General features: G+C 69.8%; 18 protein-coding genes. 7 read left to right on the top strand and 11 right to left on the bottom strand.

The features are described from left to right. Nucleotides 1-419 precede the first annotated feature (419 nt). Nucleotides 420-1,280: an alpha/beta fold hydrolase gene (locus ACTWQO_RS46560; protein ID WP_443243465.1), complete on the top strand. Its 861-nt coding sequence runs from the start codon at nucleotides 420-422 to the stop codon at nucleotides 1,278-1,280. 525 nt (nucleotides 1,281-1,805) lie between these two features. After that, entirely contained in the window at nucleotides 1,806-2,525 is a 720-nt protein-coding gene (locus tag ACTWQO_RS46565) for a glutamine amidotransferase-related protein (protein ID WP_443243466.1), read from the top strand. Between the two features lie 321 nt (nucleotides 2,526-2,846). Here the strand turns inward: ACTWQO_RS46565 and ACTWQO_RS46570 are convergent, their stop codons facing one another. Next, the gene (locus ACTWQO_RS46570; protein WP_443243467.1) at nucleotides 2,847-3,191 is read right to left on the bottom strand and encodes a hypothetical protein; all 345 of its coding nucleotides are present in this window, start codon (nucleotides 3,189-3,191) and stop codon (nucleotides 2,847-2,849) included. Nucleotides 3,192-3,394: 203 nt separating this feature from the next. On the opposite strand from ACTWQO_RS46570, the gene ACTWQO_RS46575 reads away from it, so the two are divergent. Next, on the top strand, nucleotides 3,395-3,985 hold the full coding sequence (locus tag ACTWQO_RS46575) for a TetR/AcrR family transcriptional regulator (RefSeq protein WP_443243468.1): 591 nt from the start codon (nucleotides 3,395-3,397) through the stop codon (nucleotides 3,983-3,985). A 50-nt stretch (nucleotides 3,986-4,035) separates the two neighbouring features. On the opposite strand, the gene ACTWQO_RS46580 is transcribed toward ACTWQO_RS46575, so the two are convergent. From ACTWQO_RS46580 to ACTWQO_RS46590, 3 genes are all read right to left on the bottom strand, one after another. Then, nucleotides 4,036-4,923 (bottom strand): Bax inhibitor-1/YccA family membrane protein, encoded by an 888-nt coding sequence (locus ACTWQO_RS46580; protein ID WP_443243469.1) that lies wholly within the window; start codon nucleotides 4,921-4,923, stop codon nucleotides 4,036-4,038. A gap of 167 nt (nucleotides 4,924-5,090) precedes the next feature. Then, on the bottom strand, nucleotides 5,091-5,891 hold the full coding sequence (locus ACTWQO_RS46585; RefSeq protein ID WP_443243470.1) for a GNAT family N-acetyltransferase: 801 nt from the start codon (nucleotides 5,889-5,891) through the stop codon (nucleotides 5,091-5,093). Nucleotides 5,892-6,181: 290 nt separating this feature from the next. Beyond that, nucleotides 6,182-7,576, bottom strand: a complete 1,395-nt coding sequence (locus ACTWQO_RS46590; protein WP_443243480.1) for an FAD-binding protein — start codon at nucleotides 7,574-7,576, stop codon at nucleotides 6,182-6,184. Nucleotides 7,577-7,920: 344 nt separating this feature from the next. Between ACTWQO_RS46590 and ACTWQO_RS46595 the strand changes: the two genes are divergently transcribed. Next, on the top strand, nucleotides 7,921-10,707 hold the full coding sequence (locus tag ACTWQO_RS46595; protein ID WP_443243471.1) for an ATP-binding protein: 2,787 nt from the start codon (nucleotides 7,921-7,923) through the stop codon (nucleotides 10,705-10,707). 51 nt (nucleotides 10,708-10,758) lie between these two features. Then, a complete protein-coding gene (locus tag ACTWQO_RS46600) occupies nucleotides 10,759-11,355 on the top strand; it encodes an SRPBCC family protein (protein WP_443243472.1) in 597 nt (198 codons plus the stop codon). On the opposite strand, the gene ACTWQO_RS46605 is transcribed toward ACTWQO_RS46600, so the two are convergent. The 6 genes from ACTWQO_RS46605 to ACTWQO_RS46630 form a co-directional block, all read right to left on the bottom strand. Next, nucleotides 11,299-11,652: a hypothetical protein gene (locus tag ACTWQO_RS46605; protein ID WP_443243473.1), complete on the bottom strand. Its 354-nt coding sequence runs from the start codon at nucleotides 11,650-11,652 to the stop codon at nucleotides 11,299-11,301. The two genes, ACTWQO_RS46600 and ACTWQO_RS46605, sit on opposite strands and share 57 nt — an antisense overlap. Before the next feature lie 186 nt (nucleotides 11,653-11,838). Beyond that, the gene (locus ACTWQO_RS46610; protein ID WP_443243474.1) at nucleotides 11,839-12,675 is read right to left on the bottom strand and encodes a prephenate dehydratase; all 837 of its coding nucleotides are present in this window, start codon (nucleotides 12,673-12,675) and stop codon (nucleotides 11,839-11,841) included. Further along, the gene (locus ACTWQO_RS46615) at nucleotides 12,650-13,555 is read right to left on the bottom strand and encodes a hypothetical protein (protein WP_443243475.1); all 906 of its coding nucleotides are present in this window, start codon (nucleotides 13,553-13,555) and stop codon (nucleotides 12,650-12,652) included. Before ACTWQO_RS46615 ends, ACTWQO_RS46610 begins: the two co-directional genes overlap by 26 nt. A 4-nt stretch (nucleotides 13,556-13,559) precedes the next feature. After that, complete coding sequence (locus ACTWQO_RS46620; protein ID WP_443243476.1) at nucleotides 13,560-14,531, bottom strand: 2-hydroxyacid dehydrogenase; 972 nt, start codon at nucleotides 14,529-14,531, stop codon at nucleotides 13,560-13,562. A gap of 124 nt (nucleotides 14,532-14,655) precedes the next feature. After that, nucleotides 14,656-15,072 carry a methyltransferase domain-containing protein gene (locus ACTWQO_RS46625; protein ID WP_443243481.1) on the bottom strand — a complete coding sequence of 139 codons (417 nt, stop codon included), beginning with the start codon at nucleotides 15,070-15,072 and terminating at the stop codon, nucleotides 14,656-14,658. 12 nt (nucleotides 15,073-15,084) lie between these two features. Further along, on the bottom strand, nucleotides 15,085-15,711 hold the full coding sequence (locus ACTWQO_RS46630) for a hypothetical protein (RefSeq protein WP_443243477.1): 627 nt from the start codon (nucleotides 15,709-15,711) through the stop codon (nucleotides 15,085-15,087). 119 nt (nucleotides 15,712-15,830) lie between these two features. On the opposite strand from ACTWQO_RS46630, the gene ACTWQO_RS46635 reads away from it, so the two are divergent. Then, nucleotides 15,831-16,412 carry a TetR/AcrR family transcriptional regulator gene (locus ACTWQO_RS46635; RefSeq protein WP_443243478.1) on the top strand — a complete coding sequence of 194 codons (582 nt, stop codon included), beginning with the start codon at nucleotides 15,831-15,833 and terminating at the stop codon, nucleotides 16,410-16,412. 13 nt (nucleotides 16,413-16,425) lie between these two features. Here the strand turns inward: ACTWQO_RS46635 and ACTWQO_RS46640 are convergent, their stop codons facing one another. Next, complete coding sequence (locus ACTWQO_RS46640; RefSeq protein WP_443243479.1) at nucleotides 16,426-16,722, bottom strand: WhiB family transcriptional regulator; 297 nt, start codon at nucleotides 16,720-16,722, stop codon at nucleotides 16,426-16,428. A gap of 730 nt (nucleotides 16,723-17,452) precedes the next feature. Here ACTWQO_RS46640 and ACTWQO_RS46645 point away from each other — a divergent pair. Further along, on the top strand, nucleotides 17,453-19,481 hold a 2,029-nt coding region (locus tag ACTWQO_RS46645; protein ID WP_443243482.1), incomplete at its 3' end, for an ATP-binding protein.

The following is a 19,481-nucleotide window of genomic DNA, read 5'->3' on the forward strand; positions in this document are numbered from 1 at the left end:
TCCTTCCCCCCCCCCCCCCACGCCGCTGTTCAGGACACTTCCCGTCGGGGCTGGCGCCAGTTGGGCCGCGGGGAAGTGGCAGCTGCCGTATCCGGGTAGCACTGGAGGTGGTCCTGGTGCTCCGGCTCGGCCTCCCAGAAGGGGCCGGCAGGCACCACCGATCGGCTCCTGGATGCCCCAGAAGCAGCCATCCCGCCAATAACGCCCTCTCCTCGGCGTCGCTCATGGCACTTCGCCTTCTGTCGGCGTCGGTCCGGCGCATGGTCAGAGCTCACACGTCGGACACCCACGCATTGCGTCACCGCCTTGACAGGTGACGACACGCATGGCAGATTCATCACCAGTCAGGGCGGTGACGAATACCGGCAAGACCCGGGCCCGCCCCGTGTACCGAGAAACATGTCTGAGAGGGGTTTGTCGTGGTGAATATCAAGGGTGGACGCAAGCAGCTGGTGACGGGTGCGGTCGCGACGGTCACGGCGGGCCTCGCGTTCGGCGCGTTCGCCCTCAGCGGCACCGCCAGCGGCGTGACCGAGTCCGCCGAGGCCGCTGACGCCGGACGGCACACCAAGCCGACCATCGTCCTGGAACACGGCGCCTTCGCCGACGGCTCCAGCTGGAACGGCGTCATCGCGGACCTGCGCGCCGACGGCTACCCGGTCATCGCCGCCGCCAACCCGCTGCGCGGCCCGGCCTCCGACGCCGCCGCCCTGCGCACGGTCCTCGACCACGTCAAGGGCCCGAAGATCCTCGTCGGCCACTCCTACGGCGGCAACGTCATCAGCCAGGCCGCCACCAACGACCCCGAGGTCAAGGCCCTGGTCTACGTCGCCGCCTTCCTGCCCGCCCCCGGCGAGAGCGCCCTGGAGCTCACCAACAAGTACCCGGGCTCCACCCTCCCCGGCACCCTCGACCCGGTCACCTACAAGCAGGCCGACGGCTCGACCGCCACCGACCTGTACATCCAGCAGGACAAGTTCCCGCACCAGTTCGCCGCCGACGTGCCCGCCCAGCAGGCCGCGCTGATGGCCGCCGAGCAGCGCCCCATCGCCCAGTCCGCCCTGGAGGAGAAGGCCACAACCGCAGCCTGGAAGACCAAGCCCAGCTGGGACATCATCACCACCCAGGACCTCAACATCCCCGCCGCCGTGCAGCGCTTCATGGCCAAGCGCGCCCACGCGCACACCACCGAGGTCGCCGCGTCCCACTCGGTCGCCGTCTCCCACCCCCACCTGGTGGCCGACGTGATCGAGCGGGCCGCTCGAGCCACCGTCCGCTGACACCACTCGAAGGGCGGCGGGACTCCAGGCCCCGCCGCCCTCGGGCGACGTGCCGCCGGCCGACCAGGTGGTGGCCACGGCCCATAAAGCCGGTTGAGCGACTCGTGATCGCCGGACCTCGCTCAGCGGCGCCGTCACCGTCAAGGCCGCCGTCCGCCATCGCGACCGGGTCCGCTGCCTCATCGCCTTCTCAGGATTCGTCCGGCCCCGCACCGCACTGTGGTTCTCTGGAGCGCGGCCGCACGGGACCAGTTGGTGGGACCGGAGCAGTCCGTGGGAATCGCGCGCGACATACCCGGCGCAGGGGCTGGCCGCGTTCAAGAGCGGACACGCGTCGGCCCTCGATGAGCCAGGGCGGCTGGGGATCCTCACCAGATTCCTCCGTGATGTCCTCCCTCGAGCCACCCCGGGCCCTCCCCTCGACGCCGTCAAGTGGTCGACAGGGGCAGGGCCACGGTTTCTGCCGACCGTTCCGGCTCCAGGCCATCCCCACATACGCTGACCTCCACAGGAATCCGACAAGTCATGCGCGTGCATTTCGTCGTCCACGAAGCGTTCGAGGCCCCCGGGGCCTACGCCCGGTGGGCACTGGACCGACAGCACACCGTCACCTACTCCCGCCTCCACGCCGGTGAGGCTCTCCCGCCGACAGCCGACGACATCGACCTGCTCATCGTGATGGGCGGCCCTCAGTCCCCGGCCACGACCACCGCCGAGTGCCCACACTTCGACGCGGTGGCGGAGATGTCACTGATCGCCTCCTGCGCGGCGGCGGGCAAGGCCGTCGTCGGCGTCTGCCTCGGCGCGCAGTTGCTCGGCGAGGCGCTCGGGGCCCCCTGCCTGCACAGCCCGGAGCCGGAAGTCGGCTCCTTCCCCATCACGCTCACCGAGGCCGGCCGTCGGCACCGGCTGTTCGAAGGCTTCGACGAGAGCTTCGACTCCGGGCACTGGCACCACGACATGCCGGGACTCACGGCCGACTCGATGGTGCTGGCCACCAGCGAGGGGTGCCCCCGGCAGATCGTGGCGTACGGCAGGTTCCTGTACGGGTTCCAGTGCCACCTGGAGTTCGACCGGGACATCGTCGAGGGGCTCATCGAGTCTGCGGAGAAGGAACTCACCGCGCTCGAAGGCCACCCCTTCGTCCAGCGGCCGGAGGGGCTGCGGGGCAACGACCATCGCGCGATGAACGAACGGCTCGAAGTGTTCCTGGACCGGCTGGTCGCCGACTACACGACGGCCTGACCGATGCCCCCATGTCGTGGGTGAACGACGAAGACGCGGGCGTCCAGGTCAGCATGACGCGGCCCTGCGAGATACAGGACGGCCCACTCAGGGGCATCCAGTGTGGCCATGAGCCTGCCATGCACAGGCGTCAGGATGGCGCCCCGGACATGCGTCGGCATGGGCGTCCGCGTCAGTGTGGACAGCTCGACAGGCGCCTCGGCGCGGTCAGAGTTCTGTATCAGGGTGGAGCCACACCTCGTCATGGTTCTCCCCTTGTGCCCCCGGTGTGTGAGCTTCGTGGCATGAAGTCTCCCGAGGGCTGAGGGCGGCACACATCCGTCAGCTGACTGCGGGGTACGTCGGAGGCACCGAGTCCTGTGCCACCCGCTTCAGCAGTCGTGAGGCGTCGGACAGCGCGGAGGCGGCGTCCGGTGCGGGGTGCGTGGTCACCTCGTGGAGGTGGGCGAGTAGGCGGGCGAGGCGGCCGCCACCGGCGTAGGTCAAGGCGACGCTGCCCTCCCACAGAGTCTCGTACAGGCGGGCGGAGGTGAACTGCCCGTCTCCGGCACAGGCTACGAGGAGCCGAGCCGCGAGGGTCCGCTCCAGCGACCCCGGGGCCCAGAAGCCCTGGTCGAGGTCGTCGGCGAGGGCGGAGGTCAGCGCGGTGAGGCGTTCATGGGACACGGGATCGATGGCCTTCTCTGCTCAGCGCGGGAGATGGGTGTCTACCCAACATCGTCGGACGACATGTCGGTGTAGGTTTCACTCAGAATACGTGTCTCACGGGCGCCCTCAAGCGGTGGCGGCAACATGTGTGACACATCAGCCCTGCCCGACGCGGCAGAACGGCACCTCGTGGCATCACCACCGGAGAGACCGGAGCATCGATGAGATCGGACGCACGCTTCAACCGGCTGCGCATCCTCGAAGCCGCGGCAGAGGTGCTCGCCGCGCCCGGCGACACCTCGTTGAAGACCATCGCACGCAGAGCGGGCGTGGGCCCAAGGACCCTCTATCGTCACTTCCCCACCCGGGAGTTCCTGGTGCTCGAGGTGTACGGGGAGGAGGTGGACGAGCTGGTGACCGCCGTGCCCGCCCTTCTGAGCACCCTGTGGCCGCCGCTCGCGCTGCGCGCGTGGCTGGAGCGCCTGCTGAGTGTCGGCACGCGCACGCCTGAGTTCGCGGACGCGATGAGCGGGGCCACCGGCGTGCTGACGGATCAGTGCCGGCAGACGTACCGGCCGCTACTCGACGCCCTCTCGGCGCTGGTGGACGCCAACGAGGCGACCGGGACCATCGTGCCCGGAACGACGGCCGACGACATCCTGCTCCTGCTCGGTCCACTGTGGCGCGTCGGCACGGACGACGCGGAGTGTGCCAGATCGGGGCGGCTCTTCGACGTGCTCATACGGGGGCTGTGCCCGACGGACGGTACGCGGGAGGTCCCCGTCGCGGAGGACGTGCCACACGTGGGGTGAACCCCGTCGGCTTCTGGCCACGGTTCTGATCAAGAGCGTGTGACGCCCGGTCAGTAGAGTTCCTCGCCCGGGAAGAGGGTGAGCAGCCGCACGGTCTCCACGTACAGCCACGACAGCGTCAGGGTGAGCCCGAACGCGGCGAGCCAGGACCGGTCGCGGGGTGCGCCGTACGTGATGCCGTCCTCGATCTTCCTGAAGTGCAGGGGCAGGAAGGACACCGCGAGGACGACGCCCACGAAGCCCATGAAGACACCGAGGCCTGCGGGGCCCAGGCCCAGGGTGTCCGGGCCCGTGAGGGGGAACAGGATCCCGTCCGCCAGAGCGAGGAAGCACAGGCCGAGCACCGCGGCGCCGACGAAGCCGTAAAGGCGTCGGTGCACTCGCATCCAGTGCAGTTTGTAGGCGACGAGGGCTCCGGCGGAGGTCGCCATCGTGCCCAGCACGGTCTGGACGAAGAGCCCCGGTGAGAGGTGGCTGGAGGCTGTGGCCGACAGCACACCGAGAAACACACCCTGGAAGGCGGCGAACATCAACGTCAGGGCCGCGGACGGCAGTTTCCTGCGGCACTGGATCACCGCCAGCGCCGCGGCGACCAGTCCCGCGCCGGCGGCGATGCCATAGGACGCGACCGCACCGACGGAAGCGTGCGGCAGTAGCGTCCACGACAGCGCGGCCGCCAGGGCCGTCACTCCGAGCCCCGCCAGCGCGCGCAACAGGACGTCGTCCATCGTCATCAGGTCACCGACGGAGAAGGGCAACGGAGCGGGGTCGTGGTCCTGATCCAGGTCCTTGCCCGTCCCGATCCGGCTCTGAGCGACGGCGATCTCGGCTCGCGGATCCCTGGCCGCCGTCTTCTGCCCGCCGCACCGCTTGAACTGCGGCCGGGCGAGTATCGGATTGCTGCTCTTCAACGAACGCTGCTGCTCAACTGGTGTCACGCCAGATCCTTTTCTCCGTGTCGGCATTCGTGTGGGTCCCGGGTGCCGACGGGCTCGCCCGAGGTGTCGGCTGCCGTCAGCCTGCATCTCCGGACAAACCACGCACATCAGTCACTTGACGGTGGATCCAAGGTGCACGTGCAAACCGCGACAGGCAGTCACGGTCCTCAGCCCTTGAGTGCGTAAAAGTGCATCGGGGAGTTCGGCTCGAAGCCGATGCGCGGGTACACGGGTGCCCCGGCGACGGTCGCGTGCAGGGTGGCCCGGGTCAGTCTGGTGGCGCGGGCGCCCTCGTACAGCGCCTTGCGCGTCACCGCCTCGCCGTAGCCTCGGCGCTGCTGTTCGGGGTCGGTGGCGACGAGCACGACGAAGAGCCTGCCCTGCGCCTCGACCGTGGCGGCGCAGGCGACCGGGGTGCCGTCCCGCAGCGCCAGGTAGGCGTACACCTCCCGCTTCCACAGCGTGGAGCCGGCCAGACCGTCGCGGCCGTCCTCGACGGGGAAGCCGTATGCGCGCGAGTTGAGGTCCGCGTAGGCCCGCAGGTCTTCGTCGGTGGTCACCCGCTCGAACGTCAGGTCCGGGTGGTGGGGCTCGGGAATGGGCAGCAGGTCGCCGGCCATGCCGGTGCCCGGGAAGGCGTAGGCCAGGCCCGCGCGCTCCGCCGCCTTCTCCAGTGCCGTGCGCGCGTCGTCCGCGAGCAGGTCTTCGAACAACCACAGGAAGCCCGGCTGCTTCTTGGACCGCATGATGTCCGCCGTCTGCTCCAGACGCTTCTCCAGGTGCGCCGCGTCGGCCCCGACCTCGGTCAGGGTGATCGCGTTCCAGAAGGCGAAGCGGCAGTCGGCCCAGCGGACGGCGACACCCGGCAGATCCCGTACGTCCGCCGACTCGTCCCGGTCGAGCACCATGGCACGCCAGACCGTGCACAGCTGTGCCACGGATTCGACCGCGGCCGTCAGGTCCGTCACGGCAACCCCTCACTTTTCGTGTGTGTGAAATGTGTTGTGTCCGGTACGACGATCCCCACCGTGCAAGGTGTTCAGACACCGCCATACACGTATCGCGCTGGCTTCCGGACAGCCCCGGGCTCCCGCTCAGCCTCGCCCCCACAGCGGGGCGAAGCGGGAGCTCGGGGGACGACCTCCCGGATGCGACCCGGGCCGAAAGCGGCCGCCGCAGCCCGCCGCCGATCGACAGCGGGAACTGCCGCTACCGACACGGATGCGGGACGGCCGCAGGTTCACTTCCGGGCCCGGAATCAGGCGGGCGTGATGTTGTGGTTGAACCGGAAGACGTTGGCCGGGTCGTAGCGCTTCTTCACCGCGGTGAGCCGGTCGAACCGCTCCGCCCCGTACACCGCGCGCACTCCCTCGGTGTCGGTCGCCTCGTCCGGCGAGAGGAAGTTGACCATGTTCCGCTCCGCCGCCCAGGGCGCCAGCCCGTCCACGACCCGCGCCAGGCCGGCCCGGAGTGTCTGTGCCTGGTCCGGAGCGCCCACCGCGAACCCGAAGACGACGTATGGAAGACCACGACTGGGCACCGAGTTGGGAAACTCCGGCTCACGATCAAAAGCGCCGCCGAGCGCCCGGATCTCGACGTTCGCCAGGGTGCATCCGGACTCCGCGCCGGTCAGCTCCACGAAGGCCTGCGCCGTCTTCTCGGAGAACTCCTCCAGGCAGACACTGCGGTCGAAGTACGGCATCGGGTCCACCGGATCCATGTGGATCTCCCCGATCGAGGTGAAGGGCTTCTCCCCCAGCAGGTCGATCAGCACCGGAGCGGCCGCCCGCAGTGGAGCGACCAGTTCGTCCCCGTCGGCCGACGACCCCAGGTAGCCGACCCGCAGATGCACGACGAAGGCACCGCGCAACGGCTCGGGCAGCACTGGGACGTCGGGCAGGCGCTGGATGCCCAGTGACGAGGTCGTCTCCTCCCCCACCGTCGGCAGCCAGGCACGCCAGGCCTCAAGCACCTCGGCCAGGTGCTCGCCGGCGAAGTAGATGCCGCCGCCGTAGAAGCGCGAGACCGGGAACACCTCGAACTCGATCTCGGTCACGACACCGAAGTTGCCCTTGCCGCCCAGCAGCGCCCAGAACAGGTCCGGTTCGCTCCGCGGTGTCACACGGCGCAGTTCTCCATCCGCGGTGACCACGTTCAGCCATCGCACGTGGTCGGCGGCATAGCCGAGCGTGCGGCCCAGCAGGGGGCTCTGACCTCCGCCCAGCGTGTATCCGACGACGCCGACGTCCGGCGCCGAGCCCACGATCGGGGCCAGGCCGAACTCCGCCGTGCGAGGCAGCACGTCGCGCCAGCGCACACCTGCCTCGACCCGTACGGTGCCCTCCTGCGCGTCGACGGAGAGGTGCTTCATTCGCTGCGTCGTGATCAGCAGCCCGCCCTGCGCCGAGGAGACCATCTGATGGGCCGCGGACTTCACCGCGACCGACAGACCGTGGCGCACGGCGAACCGGACCGCCGAGCGGACGTCGAGCTCGCTGCTCGCCCCGACCACGATGGCCGGCCGGAGGCCGCAGGTCAGGTTGTACGTGGCGCATTCCGCCTCGTACCCCACCGATGCCGGCTCCAGAACCGGGCCTCCCACGGAACGCCGCAGAGCCGTCACGTCCTCCGGACCGAAGTTCACACCCGCCATACCAGACACGTCCGCACTCATCCTGATCACAACCTCACTCACACACGAGCGCCATAACCTGACGCCAGTGAGACGAGCCGACCTCCCTTCGCCGTTCACATCAACATGTTCAGGAACATGTCACACGTGTGCTGTATCGGCGGCAGTGGACCGGCTCCGAGCTGCGGGTGCGCGGACTCGACGGCCCGCGTGTCCCCGAAGCCCGTCAAGCCCACCGACATGGGCGAAATCTGGACGTCCTTTACACTCCAGTGATTGCATGGGCCGCACGGAGCCGGGTGCAGGCGCAGCCAGGTCGGCGGACAGCACCAGGCCTCCAGACGTCAGCCGTTGGAGGCAGCTCGATGAATGACCTGGACTCGACTGTCTGTCCAGCCTCGACACGGCTGGTCGGACGCGGCCGGGACCTCGCTTTCATCCACTCCTTCTTCGGCAATTCCGAGGTCCACGGGGCGGCTCTGCTGCTCTCGGGCGAAGCGGGGGTGGGCAAGACCGCCGTGCTCGACGCGGTGGCAACCGACGCCGCGCACAACGGCGTCCGGGTTCTGCGCGCGGCCGGTGTGCAGTTCGAGGCGGACATCAGCTACGCCGGCCTCAACCAGCTCCTCGTGCCGCTCTTCGACGACTTCGACATCCTGGACACCGTCCACCGCGACGCCCTGCGGGTCGCCATCGGCATCGGCGGCGGGCCGGCGCCCGACCGTCTCCTGACCTCTACCGCGGTTCTGCTGCTACTCCGGCTGATATCCGCCCGGACGCCACTCCTGCTCGTCGTCGACGACCTGCCGTGGCTGGACCGGGCGACCAACGCCGTACTCGGCTTCGTGGCCCGGCGGCTCGTCGGCAGCCGCATCGGCTTCCTCGCGGCCTCCCGTACGGGCTCCGACAGCTTCTTCGAGTCCAGCGGTCTGACCGAGCGGCGGCTGGAGCCGCTGGACGACGCTTCGTCGGCCAAGCTGCTCGCCCTCGCGCACCCCGACGTCTCCCCCGCCGTACGGCGCCGCATCGCTACCGAGGCACGCGGCAACCCACTGGCGCTGGTGGAGCTGCCGACGGCGCTCTCCGCCGAGCAGCGCGCGACCCTGGCGGCCGTGCCCAACGTGCTGCCCCTGAGCGAGCGATTGCAGGCCATGTTCGCCTCGCGCGTGGCCGGTCTGACCGACCGCAGCCGGCACATGCTGCTGCTCGCAGCCCTCGACGGAACCGGTGACCTGGCCTCCGTCGAGGCCGCCGCGTCCGACCGGGCCGGTGTCGACGACCTCACCCCCGCGGAACAGAACCGGCTGGTGACGATCTCGGCCGACAACCGGCGGCTGTCCTTCCGGCATCCGCTGATCGGTTCCGCGGTGGTGGAGCTGGCGACCGCCGCCGAACGCAGACGAGCCCATCAGTCGCTCGCCGACGTGCTCGGCGACCAGCTGGAGCGCCACGCCTGGCACCTGGGAGAGGCGGCGGTAGGCCGGGACGAGACGGTCGCGGCCCTGCTGGAGGAGGCCGCGCGCCGCCGGTTGCGGCGCGGCGACGCGCTCGGCGCGGTGGCGGCGCTGACCCGTGCCGCGGGGCTCAGCCCTGCGGCGTCCGACGAGAGCCGCCGGTTGGCCGAGGCGGCCTATATCGGCGCGGACTCCGGTGGAGAGCTGGAGGACGCCTCGCGACTGCTCGCCGGCGCCCAGGCTCATCCCACCGGGCAGCAATCGCTGCACGCGGCGGCCGCGTCCGCGTTCCTGCTGATCAACAGGGACGGCGACATCGACACCGCGTACCGGCTGCTGGTAGGGGCGATCGAGTCCGGGGACCACGGCTACGACGCCTCGGACGACGCCCTCATCGAGGCCCTGCACGTCCTGGTACTGCTGTGCTGGTACGGCGGTGACCCGAAGCTGTGGGAGCCGCTGCTGGCGTTCGTGGACCGGCTGACCCCCGAACCGCCCGAGCTGCTCTGGGTGCTCACGCAGACCTTCGCCGACCCGGCGCGCACCGGTGCCGCGGCGCTGCCCCGCCTGACGGAGCTGATCGCCACCGTGGGGGACGACCCCACCCGCGTGATCCGCGTGGGCACCGCCTCGGTCTTCCCGGACCGGCTTGGAGACTTCCGATGGGCCACGCACCGGCTGGCGGTGCAGGGCCGCGCCGGCACTGCGCCCGTCCGCCGCCACCTGGGCGCGCTGATGCACCTGGGCCTGGACTACTTCCACCTGGGTCGGTGGGACGACGCCGCGCAGCTGGCGGCCGAGGGGCTCACCCTGTGCGAGAACCACGACTACCGGTTCTTCGCGTGGTACTTCCAGTACATCCAGGCCGCCGTGGCCGCGGCGCAGGGCGACGCGGAGACCAGTGCCGCGCTGACCGAGGAGATCGTCCGGTGGGCGATGCCCCGCGGGACGCACGGCGCACGGTTCTTCGCCTGCCACGCCAGGGCGCTGGCCGCCCTCGGAAGTGGCGACTTCGAGACCGCTTATCAGCATGCCTGCACGCTCAGCCCGCCCGGGACCGTGGCCCCGTACGTCCCGATCGCCATGTGGGGCACGATGGATCTGGTCGAGGCGGCCATCCGGACCGGTCGAGAGAAGGAGGCCGCGGCTCACGCGGCTGCGATGCGCGCGTCCTCGATGGCCGAGCTGTCGCCCCGGCTGGAGCTGCTGGTGCTGGCCTGCGAGGCGCTGACCACGCCAGGAAAGGCGGCTCTCACCCTCTTCGAGCGGGCGCTGTCCCTGCCCGATCCGGAACGCCGGCCCTTCGACGTCGCACGGGTGCGGCTCTATTACGGCGAACGTCTGCGGCGGCTGCGGGCCACGGCGGAGGCTCGGGAGCAGCTGTCCCAGGCCCTGGAGGCCTTCCAACGTCTGGGCGCCAAGCCCTGGGCTGCGCGTACCGCGGCGGAGTTGCGGGCCGGCGGCCAGTCCGCGCCGACCACCGCCAGGCCGGGAGCCGTGGCGCTGACCGCTCAGGAACTGCAGATCGCCACGCTCGCGGCGACCGGACTGACCAACAAACAGATCGCCGAGCGGCTGTTCCTGTCCCATCGGACCATCGGCACGCACCTGTATCAGATCTATCCCAAGCTGGGTATCACCTCGCGGGCCGCGCTGCGGGACGCGCTGTCCAGACTCGACGCGAGCGACGACGGCTGACCCTCGCGGGCGAGAACCAACGACTTCGTCGTTCCCTCAGTCATTTGACGTATGCCCGGCTACGAGCCCTCGCGCAGAGTGGACGCGGGGATGTCCTGCCGGGCCGCCCTCTCCCAGGTGGCCGCGCTTGACGCCACCCTGCACCACGAGAGGGGAACCGGAATGTCCGGTGCCTCGGACAGCCATCCGGACATCCACTGGCCGTCGGGCTTCTCACCCGACCAGGCCCACAGCTTCTGCCAAGCGCAGGCCGTTGTGGACGCTCCGCCCGCCACGGCCTTCGCGCTGCTCACTGATGTGGCACGGTGGCCGGAATGGGTTCCAGGCCTCACGGAGGTTCGGGCCGGGCCGCTCGCCCGGAACTTCGAGGTGTGGTTCCACGGCCACCGGTTCGAGATCTTCTTGGGAGAGCATGTGCCGCACAGCCGGCTCGGCTGGTCGGGCATCGGCGCCGGTGTGCAGCTGTACCAGGCCTGGCTGCTCACTCCTGTCGAGGGCAGCACCCACGTGGTGACCGAGAACGTGGTCCGCGGTCCCGCCGCCAAGTCCCTCACCGTGTTGTCCCCTCTGTGGGCGCAGCGCTTGAACTCCCTATGGGTCACCCAGCTCAAGAGGCTCTCGGAGACAGCACCGGACGACGACGCGTAGCCCGCGGGCGTACCCGCACGCCGCTGGCTGGCGCAGCTCGGCGAAGATGCGGCCCATCAGGTTGTCCGGCGGGATGCCGAGTAATCCGGCGGCCGCTTCGTTCCACTGGGTCTGGGTGAGCGTGCCGCGCTCCAGGTCCTCGGTGAGCCGGATCCCTTCGGAGTTGAGGTAAAGGCCGGTGCGCAGAGTCCCCTCGGCCAGTCCTTCGCGGCGCTCGAAGGCGAGCGCCGCGGGCAGCAGAGGCGTGGTCAGCACACCACCGAAGTCGAGGACGAGGCCCTTGCGGTGCCGAGTCATACTCACACCTTAGAAGGCGGCCGCGGCAGGTCTTCCATCAGGTCGCCATGTTTCTCGCCGGTCCGGCACATGTGTTGCCAGTCCACGCGTGTGAACTTCCGGGGCGGACTCCTGCGTTGTCCCAGTGAAGGGTTCTCCGCCGCCCCGGCGACGGTGGCGGAGAACCCTTCCCGGGCCCTCCTCACCTCAGCTCTTCATCCGGTGCGGATGCGCGGAGTACACCCCCAGGATGCGCACCTCGGTGGAGAAGAAGCGCAGCTCCTGCAGGGCGAGGGCTACGCGCTCGTCGTCGGGGTGTCCCTCGATCTCGACGTAGAAGCGGCTGGCGTTGAGACCGGCGCCGATCTGGTAGCTCTCGATCTTGGTGAGGTTCACGCCGCTGCTGGCGAACCCGCCGAGCGCCTTGTACAGCGCGCTGGGGATGTTGCGGACGCTGAAGAACAGGCTCGTCATCGTCGGCTCCCCGGTGTGCGGGGCCAAGGCGGCGTCCCGGGAGAGGACGACGAACCGTGTGGTGTTGTCCGGGTCGTCCTCGACCTCGGCCCGCAGCACATCGAGGCCGTACAGCTCGGCCGCGGCGGGCGGGGCGAGCGCCGCGTGCCGCGGGTCGCCCAGTTCGGCCACCTCACGCGCCGCTCCGGCCGTGTCGTCGCTGACGAGCGTGCGCCAGCCGCCCTCCCGCAGTACCTTGCGGCACTGTCCCAGCGCGTGCACGTGACTGCGTACGCACTCCACCTGGTCGAGCGTCCCGCCGGGCACCCCCATCAGGTCGAAGCGGATGGCGAGGAAGTACTCGGCGACGATGAACAGCCCCGACTCCGGCAGCAGGTGGTGCACGCCGGCGACGCGTCCGGCCGCGGAGTTGTCGACCGGGATCACGGCCACGTCGGCGGCGCCGAGTGTCACGGCGTCCAGGGCCTGCTCGAAGCTCGTGCAGGCCAACTCGCCGCCCTCGGGGTAGAGGGCAGACGCGGCGGTCGCCGAGTTGGATCCGGGTTCACCCTGATATGCGGCGGTCGTCACCGTGTTCAGCCTTCCTGGGGGAGGTCTTGTCGTGGGGCAGCAGAAGCTCCGTCGCGTACCGCACCTGCTGAAGTATCGGTGAAGAGGCCTCGATCAAGTTCACCAAGGGGTGCCGGCCGGTGCTTCCGCCGGACGCCAGCGCGTGTTCGTACGCCGCGGCGACCACGTGGTGGACGAGGATCCCAACGCGTCCGACGTGTGCGGCAAGCCGCTTCTCGACGGACGCGGGCAGGCCCTGCCGGGCGGAGGGTGCACCGTGCAGGGCCGCGGCCAGGCTCAGCCGTTCGTCGTGCAGTACGGCGGTCAGTTCGGTGGCGGTGGACGGCACCACGGTGCCCGCTCCGCCCTTGGCGAGGGCGGTCAGTACGTCGGTCATGCAGCGCGCCGCTCCCAGCGCCAGGGCCGTGACCGCTGTCCAGAGGAAGGCCGCGTCCACGGCCCGCAGCGGTTCGCCCGTCGAGTACGTGACGAAGCCGCCCGGCACGTACACGTCTTCCAGGCGGAACACGGGACCGGTCGCGCCCTCGTCGTCCGGAAACACCTTGAGCACCTTGGCGGCCACCACGAAGAGGTCGGGACCGCCGCGCTCCGCGGGGGCGAGCGGCAGCGCCAGCCAGGGAGCCGTTCCGTCGTGCGAGGGAAGGCGCCACTGTCCGGACAGCGTGAAACCGCCGGGGACCGGCCGTGCCATCGGCGCCGGGCGGTCCGCGCGGGGGACGGCAGCGGTGAGTGGCGCGGCCCAGTTCCAGGTGCGAGTCAGGGCCTGCCAGGCGGCGGCCGGGTTGGGGTACCCCTCAGCCTCGAAGAACGCGAGCACCTGCGCGAGGCCGGTGTCGGGTCCGAGTACCGGCGGGTGATCACCGTATGTGGAGGTCGTCATGGGCCTAGGCAGCCTGCTCGCCGGCTTCGGCGGCGGTCGTCGTGAGGACGACGTTGTGCAGCTCCTCGCCCCGCTGGTAGCGGTACAGCTGCCGCCGCAGGAAATCGATGGTCATCGGGGAGAACGCGTCGGTGAACGCCGCCACGTGCGGGGTGATCAGAGCGCCGGGCAGGTTCCAGAGAGGGTGGCCGGGCGGCAACGGTTCCGGATCGGTGACGTCGAGGGCGACCCGCAGCCGCCCTGCCCGTACCTCACGGACCACCGCGTGGGTGTCCACGAGCTCGCCGCGGGCGACGTTCACCAGCATGGCCCCGTCTTTCAGCAGCGCCAGGGCGTCCGTGCCGAACATGCCGCGGGTCCGGTCGGTCAGTGGCGCGCACAGCACGACCGCGTCCGCCGTGGGCAGCAGCGCGGGCAGCTCCGCCGCCCCGTGTACATGCCCGGTCGGCGTGGCGCGCGCCGTCCGGGCCACGAGGACCACCTCGCACCGGAACGGACCGAGCCGGGCGACGACGGCCGCGCCGACCGCGCCGTAACCGATGACGAGGACGCGCTTGCCGACCAACGTGGGCCGGAGTTCGGTCCGCCACTGTCCCCCGGCCTGCTGGGCCGCGAACTGGTCGAGCCCCCGGCACAGGGCCAGGAGCAGGGTGACCGCCAGCTCGGCAGTGGCCTCGCGGTGCACTCCACGCCCGGTGGCCAGCCGGGTTCCGGCGGGCATGGCACCGAGCAGCGGCAGCATGTGGTCGTAACCGGAACTGAGCAGCTGGAGCACCTCGAGGTTGCGCATCTGCGGCAGTACGGGGCCAAGGACGCGCTCGGCACCGGGCGCCGGAATGCCGGCGATGAACCGGACATCGCCGGGGTCGCCGGGCAGCGGGCCCGATCCGTCCCAATAGGAGTAGGAGAGCCCGTCAGGCAGGCCGGGGATCTGGGTTCGGCGATAGGGGAGCCAGACGGACACGTCGTCCTTCATCGTGCATCAGCTTCTTCCCGATCTGGGTGTTCACTCACATGTGTGGACGTGTGTGTCACAGGCCGGGGTTCACGTGAGACTCGCCACTCGCACGTGTGCGCACGCATCGGAACCAGCCGTCCGCTCAACGCTTGACGTCGTAGATGCGGTTGGTGAGGGTCTCGACGGCCAGCTTCCAGCTGTGCAGACCTACCTCAGCGGCGATCGCGGCAAGTGCGTCCGGGCCCGGATGATTGCCGAGCGCGTGAGGGCCGTTCTGCGCCATGGCTGCCGGCAGACAGAGAACAGCCGAGGTGGAGGCGAAGGACCGGCCGATCGGGTGGATGTTCTCCCCGGGCTCGGCCGAGACATTCGGCTCGACGACAAGGCAGCTTCCGTCGTCCGCGAGGACCTCTTCAGCGCGCCGGAGTGCCGCACCGGGATCACCGAGATCATGAAGGCAGTCGAAGAACGTGACGAGGTCGTAGTCGCCACCGCGAAAGTCATGTGCGGCGGCGACCTCGAACGTCACGCGATCACCGAGGCCCGCATCCTCGGCCAGCTTTCGGGCTGCTCAGACGGAGGGTTCATGGAAGTCGAAGCCGTGGAAGCGAGACCGCGGAAACGCCTTGGCCATGAGCATGGTCGAGTGGCCGAAGCCGCACCCCACATCGGCGACCGAGGCGCCTCGCCGAAGCTTGGACTCGACGCCCTCCATGGCGGGCAGCCACTCCTGGACGAGGACTGCCTCGTAACCGGGCTTGAAGAAAGCGGCAACGCCCTCCGCCAGTTCCGGTCCATAGTCCTGCCAGCTCACGCCGCCACCGCTCCGGTAGGCGCTCGCCAGCGCGTCTTCAGCACCATAGAGAGCCTTCAGCATGGTGAAGCCACCGGCGACGTACGTCGGCAGAGAGGAATCGGCCAGTACAGCCGCATGCTCATCCGGCAGAACGTACGTGTTCGTCTTGGGCTCGCGCAGTACATAGGCACCGGCGACCTGCGCCGCCAGCCACTCCCGGACGTACCGCTCGACAAGTCCTGTCCTCTCGGCCAGTTCGTCCGAGGTGAGCGCCCCTGCCCCCGACATCGCCCTGTACAGGCCGAGGCGGATTCCCAGAGATGTCGACACCCCCGCGAAGGCCGCCGCATTGTCGGCGACCACCCGTTCGAGAAACTCCATCACGCGCTTCTCATCCGGCATGTGAGCAACCTTTCACAGTGGTTGTGCTGAAGCAGAGCCCTTCTCAGCTTCGCAACGAGTGGGATTCCCCTCCTGGTTCACACGCCTGCTCCAGCCTCGCCAGACGGCAGAATGGACGGGTGAACCCGGCGCAGACGACTTCGCAGCAGCCCCGGCAGGACTCGCCCCACAAACGGGCCGACGCCCGCCGCAACCATGAGCGGGTCTTCGCGGCGGCGCTGGAGGTCTTCGAGGAGTTCGGGCTCCAGGGCACCGTGCCGCAGGTCGCCGAGCGCGCCGATGTCGGGAAGGCCACGGTGTATCGCAGCTACCCGACCAAAGAGGACCTGGTGGAGGCGGTTGTACGGCACCGGCTGGCGGAGCTGGACCGCAGCACCGCCCCCGTCCTGGCGGAGGCCGAACCTGCACGGGCCTTCGAGACGTATGTGATCCTGCTCTTCGAGAACCTCGCCCGGGACCGTCTGCTGTCGGAGGCGCTCGCGGAGGGGAGGTCGTCGAGGAACACCGGACCCCTGCTGGACCGGCTGGCCGCTCTGATGGACCAGGCCAAGACCGCCGGCCGGGTCCGCCCGGACGCGTGCCCCCTCGATCTTCGGGTGGTGCTGTGCGGCATGTGCCTGCAACTGATCAACTTCGCGGAGCGGGACCCTGCACTGTGGCGCCGGTACGGCGAACTGACCCTCCAGGCACTGCGACCCTGAACCGGCCGCGGCCTCAGCTGTCGCGCCACACGGCCGAGAAGCGCTGCGCAGCGTCCTCGCACGTCCGGGCCGCACGCAAGACCTCCGCCCAGGACGTCACCGCCGGCCTACGGCGCAGCAGTGCACGGCGCTCCCGCTCGGTCATCGCGCCCCACACGCCGTACTCCTCGCGGTGGTCCAGTGCGTGGGCAAGGCATTCGAACCGTACCGGGCAGTCGAGGCACACGGCCTTGGCCTGGTTCTGGGCAGTGCCCTCGACGAACATCCGGTCCGGCTGCGTCCGGCACAGCCCTCGGTCTGCCCAGTCCATGCTCACCTCGCTTCCCAGCGGTGCGCCGCCGGGCTCCGCCTTTGCGTCCGTGCACACATGTTTATGGATACGTATGAGACTAACCCACATGTGCGGAGTCGGCTCAGTCCTCGTACCGGATGCGATGGCGCAGCGCGTGGATGTCGCCCGAGGCCATGGCGGTCCGTGCGGGGTCGGCGTCCAGGGGCGCGGTATCCCCAGGGCGTTCATGCGTGCCTGGTCGGGGTACATGCAGAACACTCTGCGTCCGGGCAGGTCAGCGGAGCCCTCCTCCACCATGCCGGCGTTGACGTAGCCGTGCTCACCGGACCGGTGGATCGCACGGCGCGGCATCACGTCCCAATGGCTGCGCGGCACTTGGCCGCGGCTGACACCGGACCACAGGGTCTGCACCAGAGCTCCACCGTCCCCCGGCTCCCGGGAGCGCTACTTCGGACCGACGAAACATGTCGCGCTCGAAGGTACACACCCGGCCCCACAACAAGAACTTTTCGGCCATACCGGGTGACGAAATCCGGCGGTGGCATCTAGTCTTCTGCGTGAGGTGTGAGTGACCGGACGGCCAGGATCCCTGTTGTCGTACATGGGGCCGCTCGACATGTGGCTGCCGGGGAGACGTACCCTCACCATTGCGCCTGACGTGATCCGCACGCACGGAGGCGAGAGCGTTCGGGGGCGGGCGGGTTCAGCGGTGAAGGGAGTGGGGGCGGTGGAATCGATCGGCGGGGCCATGGTCGGCCGGGAAAGCGAGCAGGAGGTGCTGTCGGCGTTCGTGGCGGCCTCCGGAGGGCAGGCTCTCGTCCTGCGCGGTGATGCAGGGGTGGGCAAGAGCGCCCTGCTGAACCACGTCGTCGAACTCGCGGCGGCCGAGAAACACAGGGTGATCAGGGCGGCCGGGGTCGAGGCCGAGTCGGAGCTGCCGTTCGCCGGTCTGCATCAGATCCTGTATCCGCTGCTCACCCACATCGACCGACTGGACGATCCGCACCGGGGGGTCTTCGACGTCGTCTTCGGCAGGGGCGAGGGCACACCTCCCTCGGTCATGACGCTCGGGATCGCCGTTCTCGACCTGCTTTCCCTCGCAGCGTCGCAACAACCCCTTCTGCTGGTGCTCGACGACGGCCAGTGGCTCGACACTTCCAGCACCGAGGTGTGCGGTTTCGTGGGGCGCCGGCTGACCGGCAGCTCGGTGAAACTGGTCGTCGGGCTGCGCTCCGAGGTTCCCTCGGGCTTCGACACGGCCGCGCTCCCCGAACTGCCGGTGAGCACGCTGTCGGAGAAGGTCTCCGAACAGTTCCTGGACATGCACTACCCTGGGCTCGATCCTCAGATCCGCGGTCTCGTGCTGGACGAGGCCCGGGGCAATCCGTTGGCCCTGTTGGAACTCCCACCCTACGTGCGCGGCGGCCGGGCGGGACGCAATCCCGAGGAACTGTTCGGGTACACCGGCATCCCGCTGCCCCTGCGCCTGCAGCACGTGTATGGCGCGCGCATCAACTCCCTCGGCGAGGCAGTACGCGCCGTGTTGTTGCGCGGTGCCCTGGACGGCGTCGGAGCGGGTACGGCGGCCGACCGCACCCGAAGCACGCGCTACCGCATGCATGACGCCGACGAGGCCGCGACCTGCGGTCTGCTGGACATCGACCCGCTCACCGGCGACTTCGTCTTCCGGCACCCCCTGGTGCGCTCGACGGTCGTCCAGATGGCTACGCCCAACGAGCGGCGCGCGGCGCACGCGGCTCTCGCCCAGGTTCACCGTGACGACGTCGAGCGGCGGGCCACACACCTGGCGGCCTCGACGGTCGACCCCGACGAGCAGGTCGCGGCCGCGCTGGAAAAAGCCGCGGACTCCGCAACCCGGCGCGGCGGCGCGATGGCCGCCGTCACCTGGCTGACCCGCGCCGCGGAGCTCAGCGAGAGTCGCGAGGAACGGTCCAGACGCCTGGGCGACGCCGCATACGTCGCCGGGCACGCCGGCCAGCTGGACCAGGCCCGTCAGCTGGTCCGCTCGGGCACTGGCGCCGGCAACAACGATTCCCCTGCCTCGGTGGTCGCGTCGGGCTATGTCGCGTTCTTCGAGGACGGGGACGTGCGGTCCTCACGGCAGCAGGTCTTCGCGGCGATCGAGAGCATGCGCGACGGCGGGGTGCAGGAGCCGAACGAGGTGCTCACGCGCTTGGTCGACCTGCTGCTGGCCATCAACCAGTACGCGAGTGACGAGGACGCGTGGGAGCGGACTCATGAGCTCCTGGACTCGCTGGGCGACCTGGTGTCCTCCCATTCGCGTGTCTACCAGGACGCGTGGGGCGACGTGGTGCGTCGCGGCGCCGGTGTACAGGAGCGGGTAGAACGCGCCTTCGCCGGTCTCCCCGACCTGGAGCCGTGGGACGTCACCCGGCTGTCCGTCGCGGCCTATCACGTGGACACGCTCAGCCAGTACCGGCCGCATCTGCAGCGCACCGTGGACCGCGAGGTGGAGACGGGGGCCCTGGCCGACGCCATGACCATGCTGCACCTGATCATGCTGGACCAGATCGCGGTAGGTGAGTGGGACGAGGCCGAGCGCACCGGACAGCGCTGCCTGGAGCTGACGACAACGCACGGGCACAGCCTGTTCGTTCACCACACGCATGCGTATCTGGGTCTGGTGGCCGCGTTGCGGGGCCAGGTGGACCGCGCCCGGGAACTGCAGGCCACCGTCGACGCCTGGGCCCGCCCCCGCGGCGTCGGATTCCTCACCCAGATCACCGACGCCATCG

It is taken from the genome of Streptomyces sp. 4N124 (genome assembly GCF_052245395.1).
GTDB lineage: Bacteria > Actinomycetota > Actinomycetes > Streptomycetales > Streptomycetaceae > Streptomyces.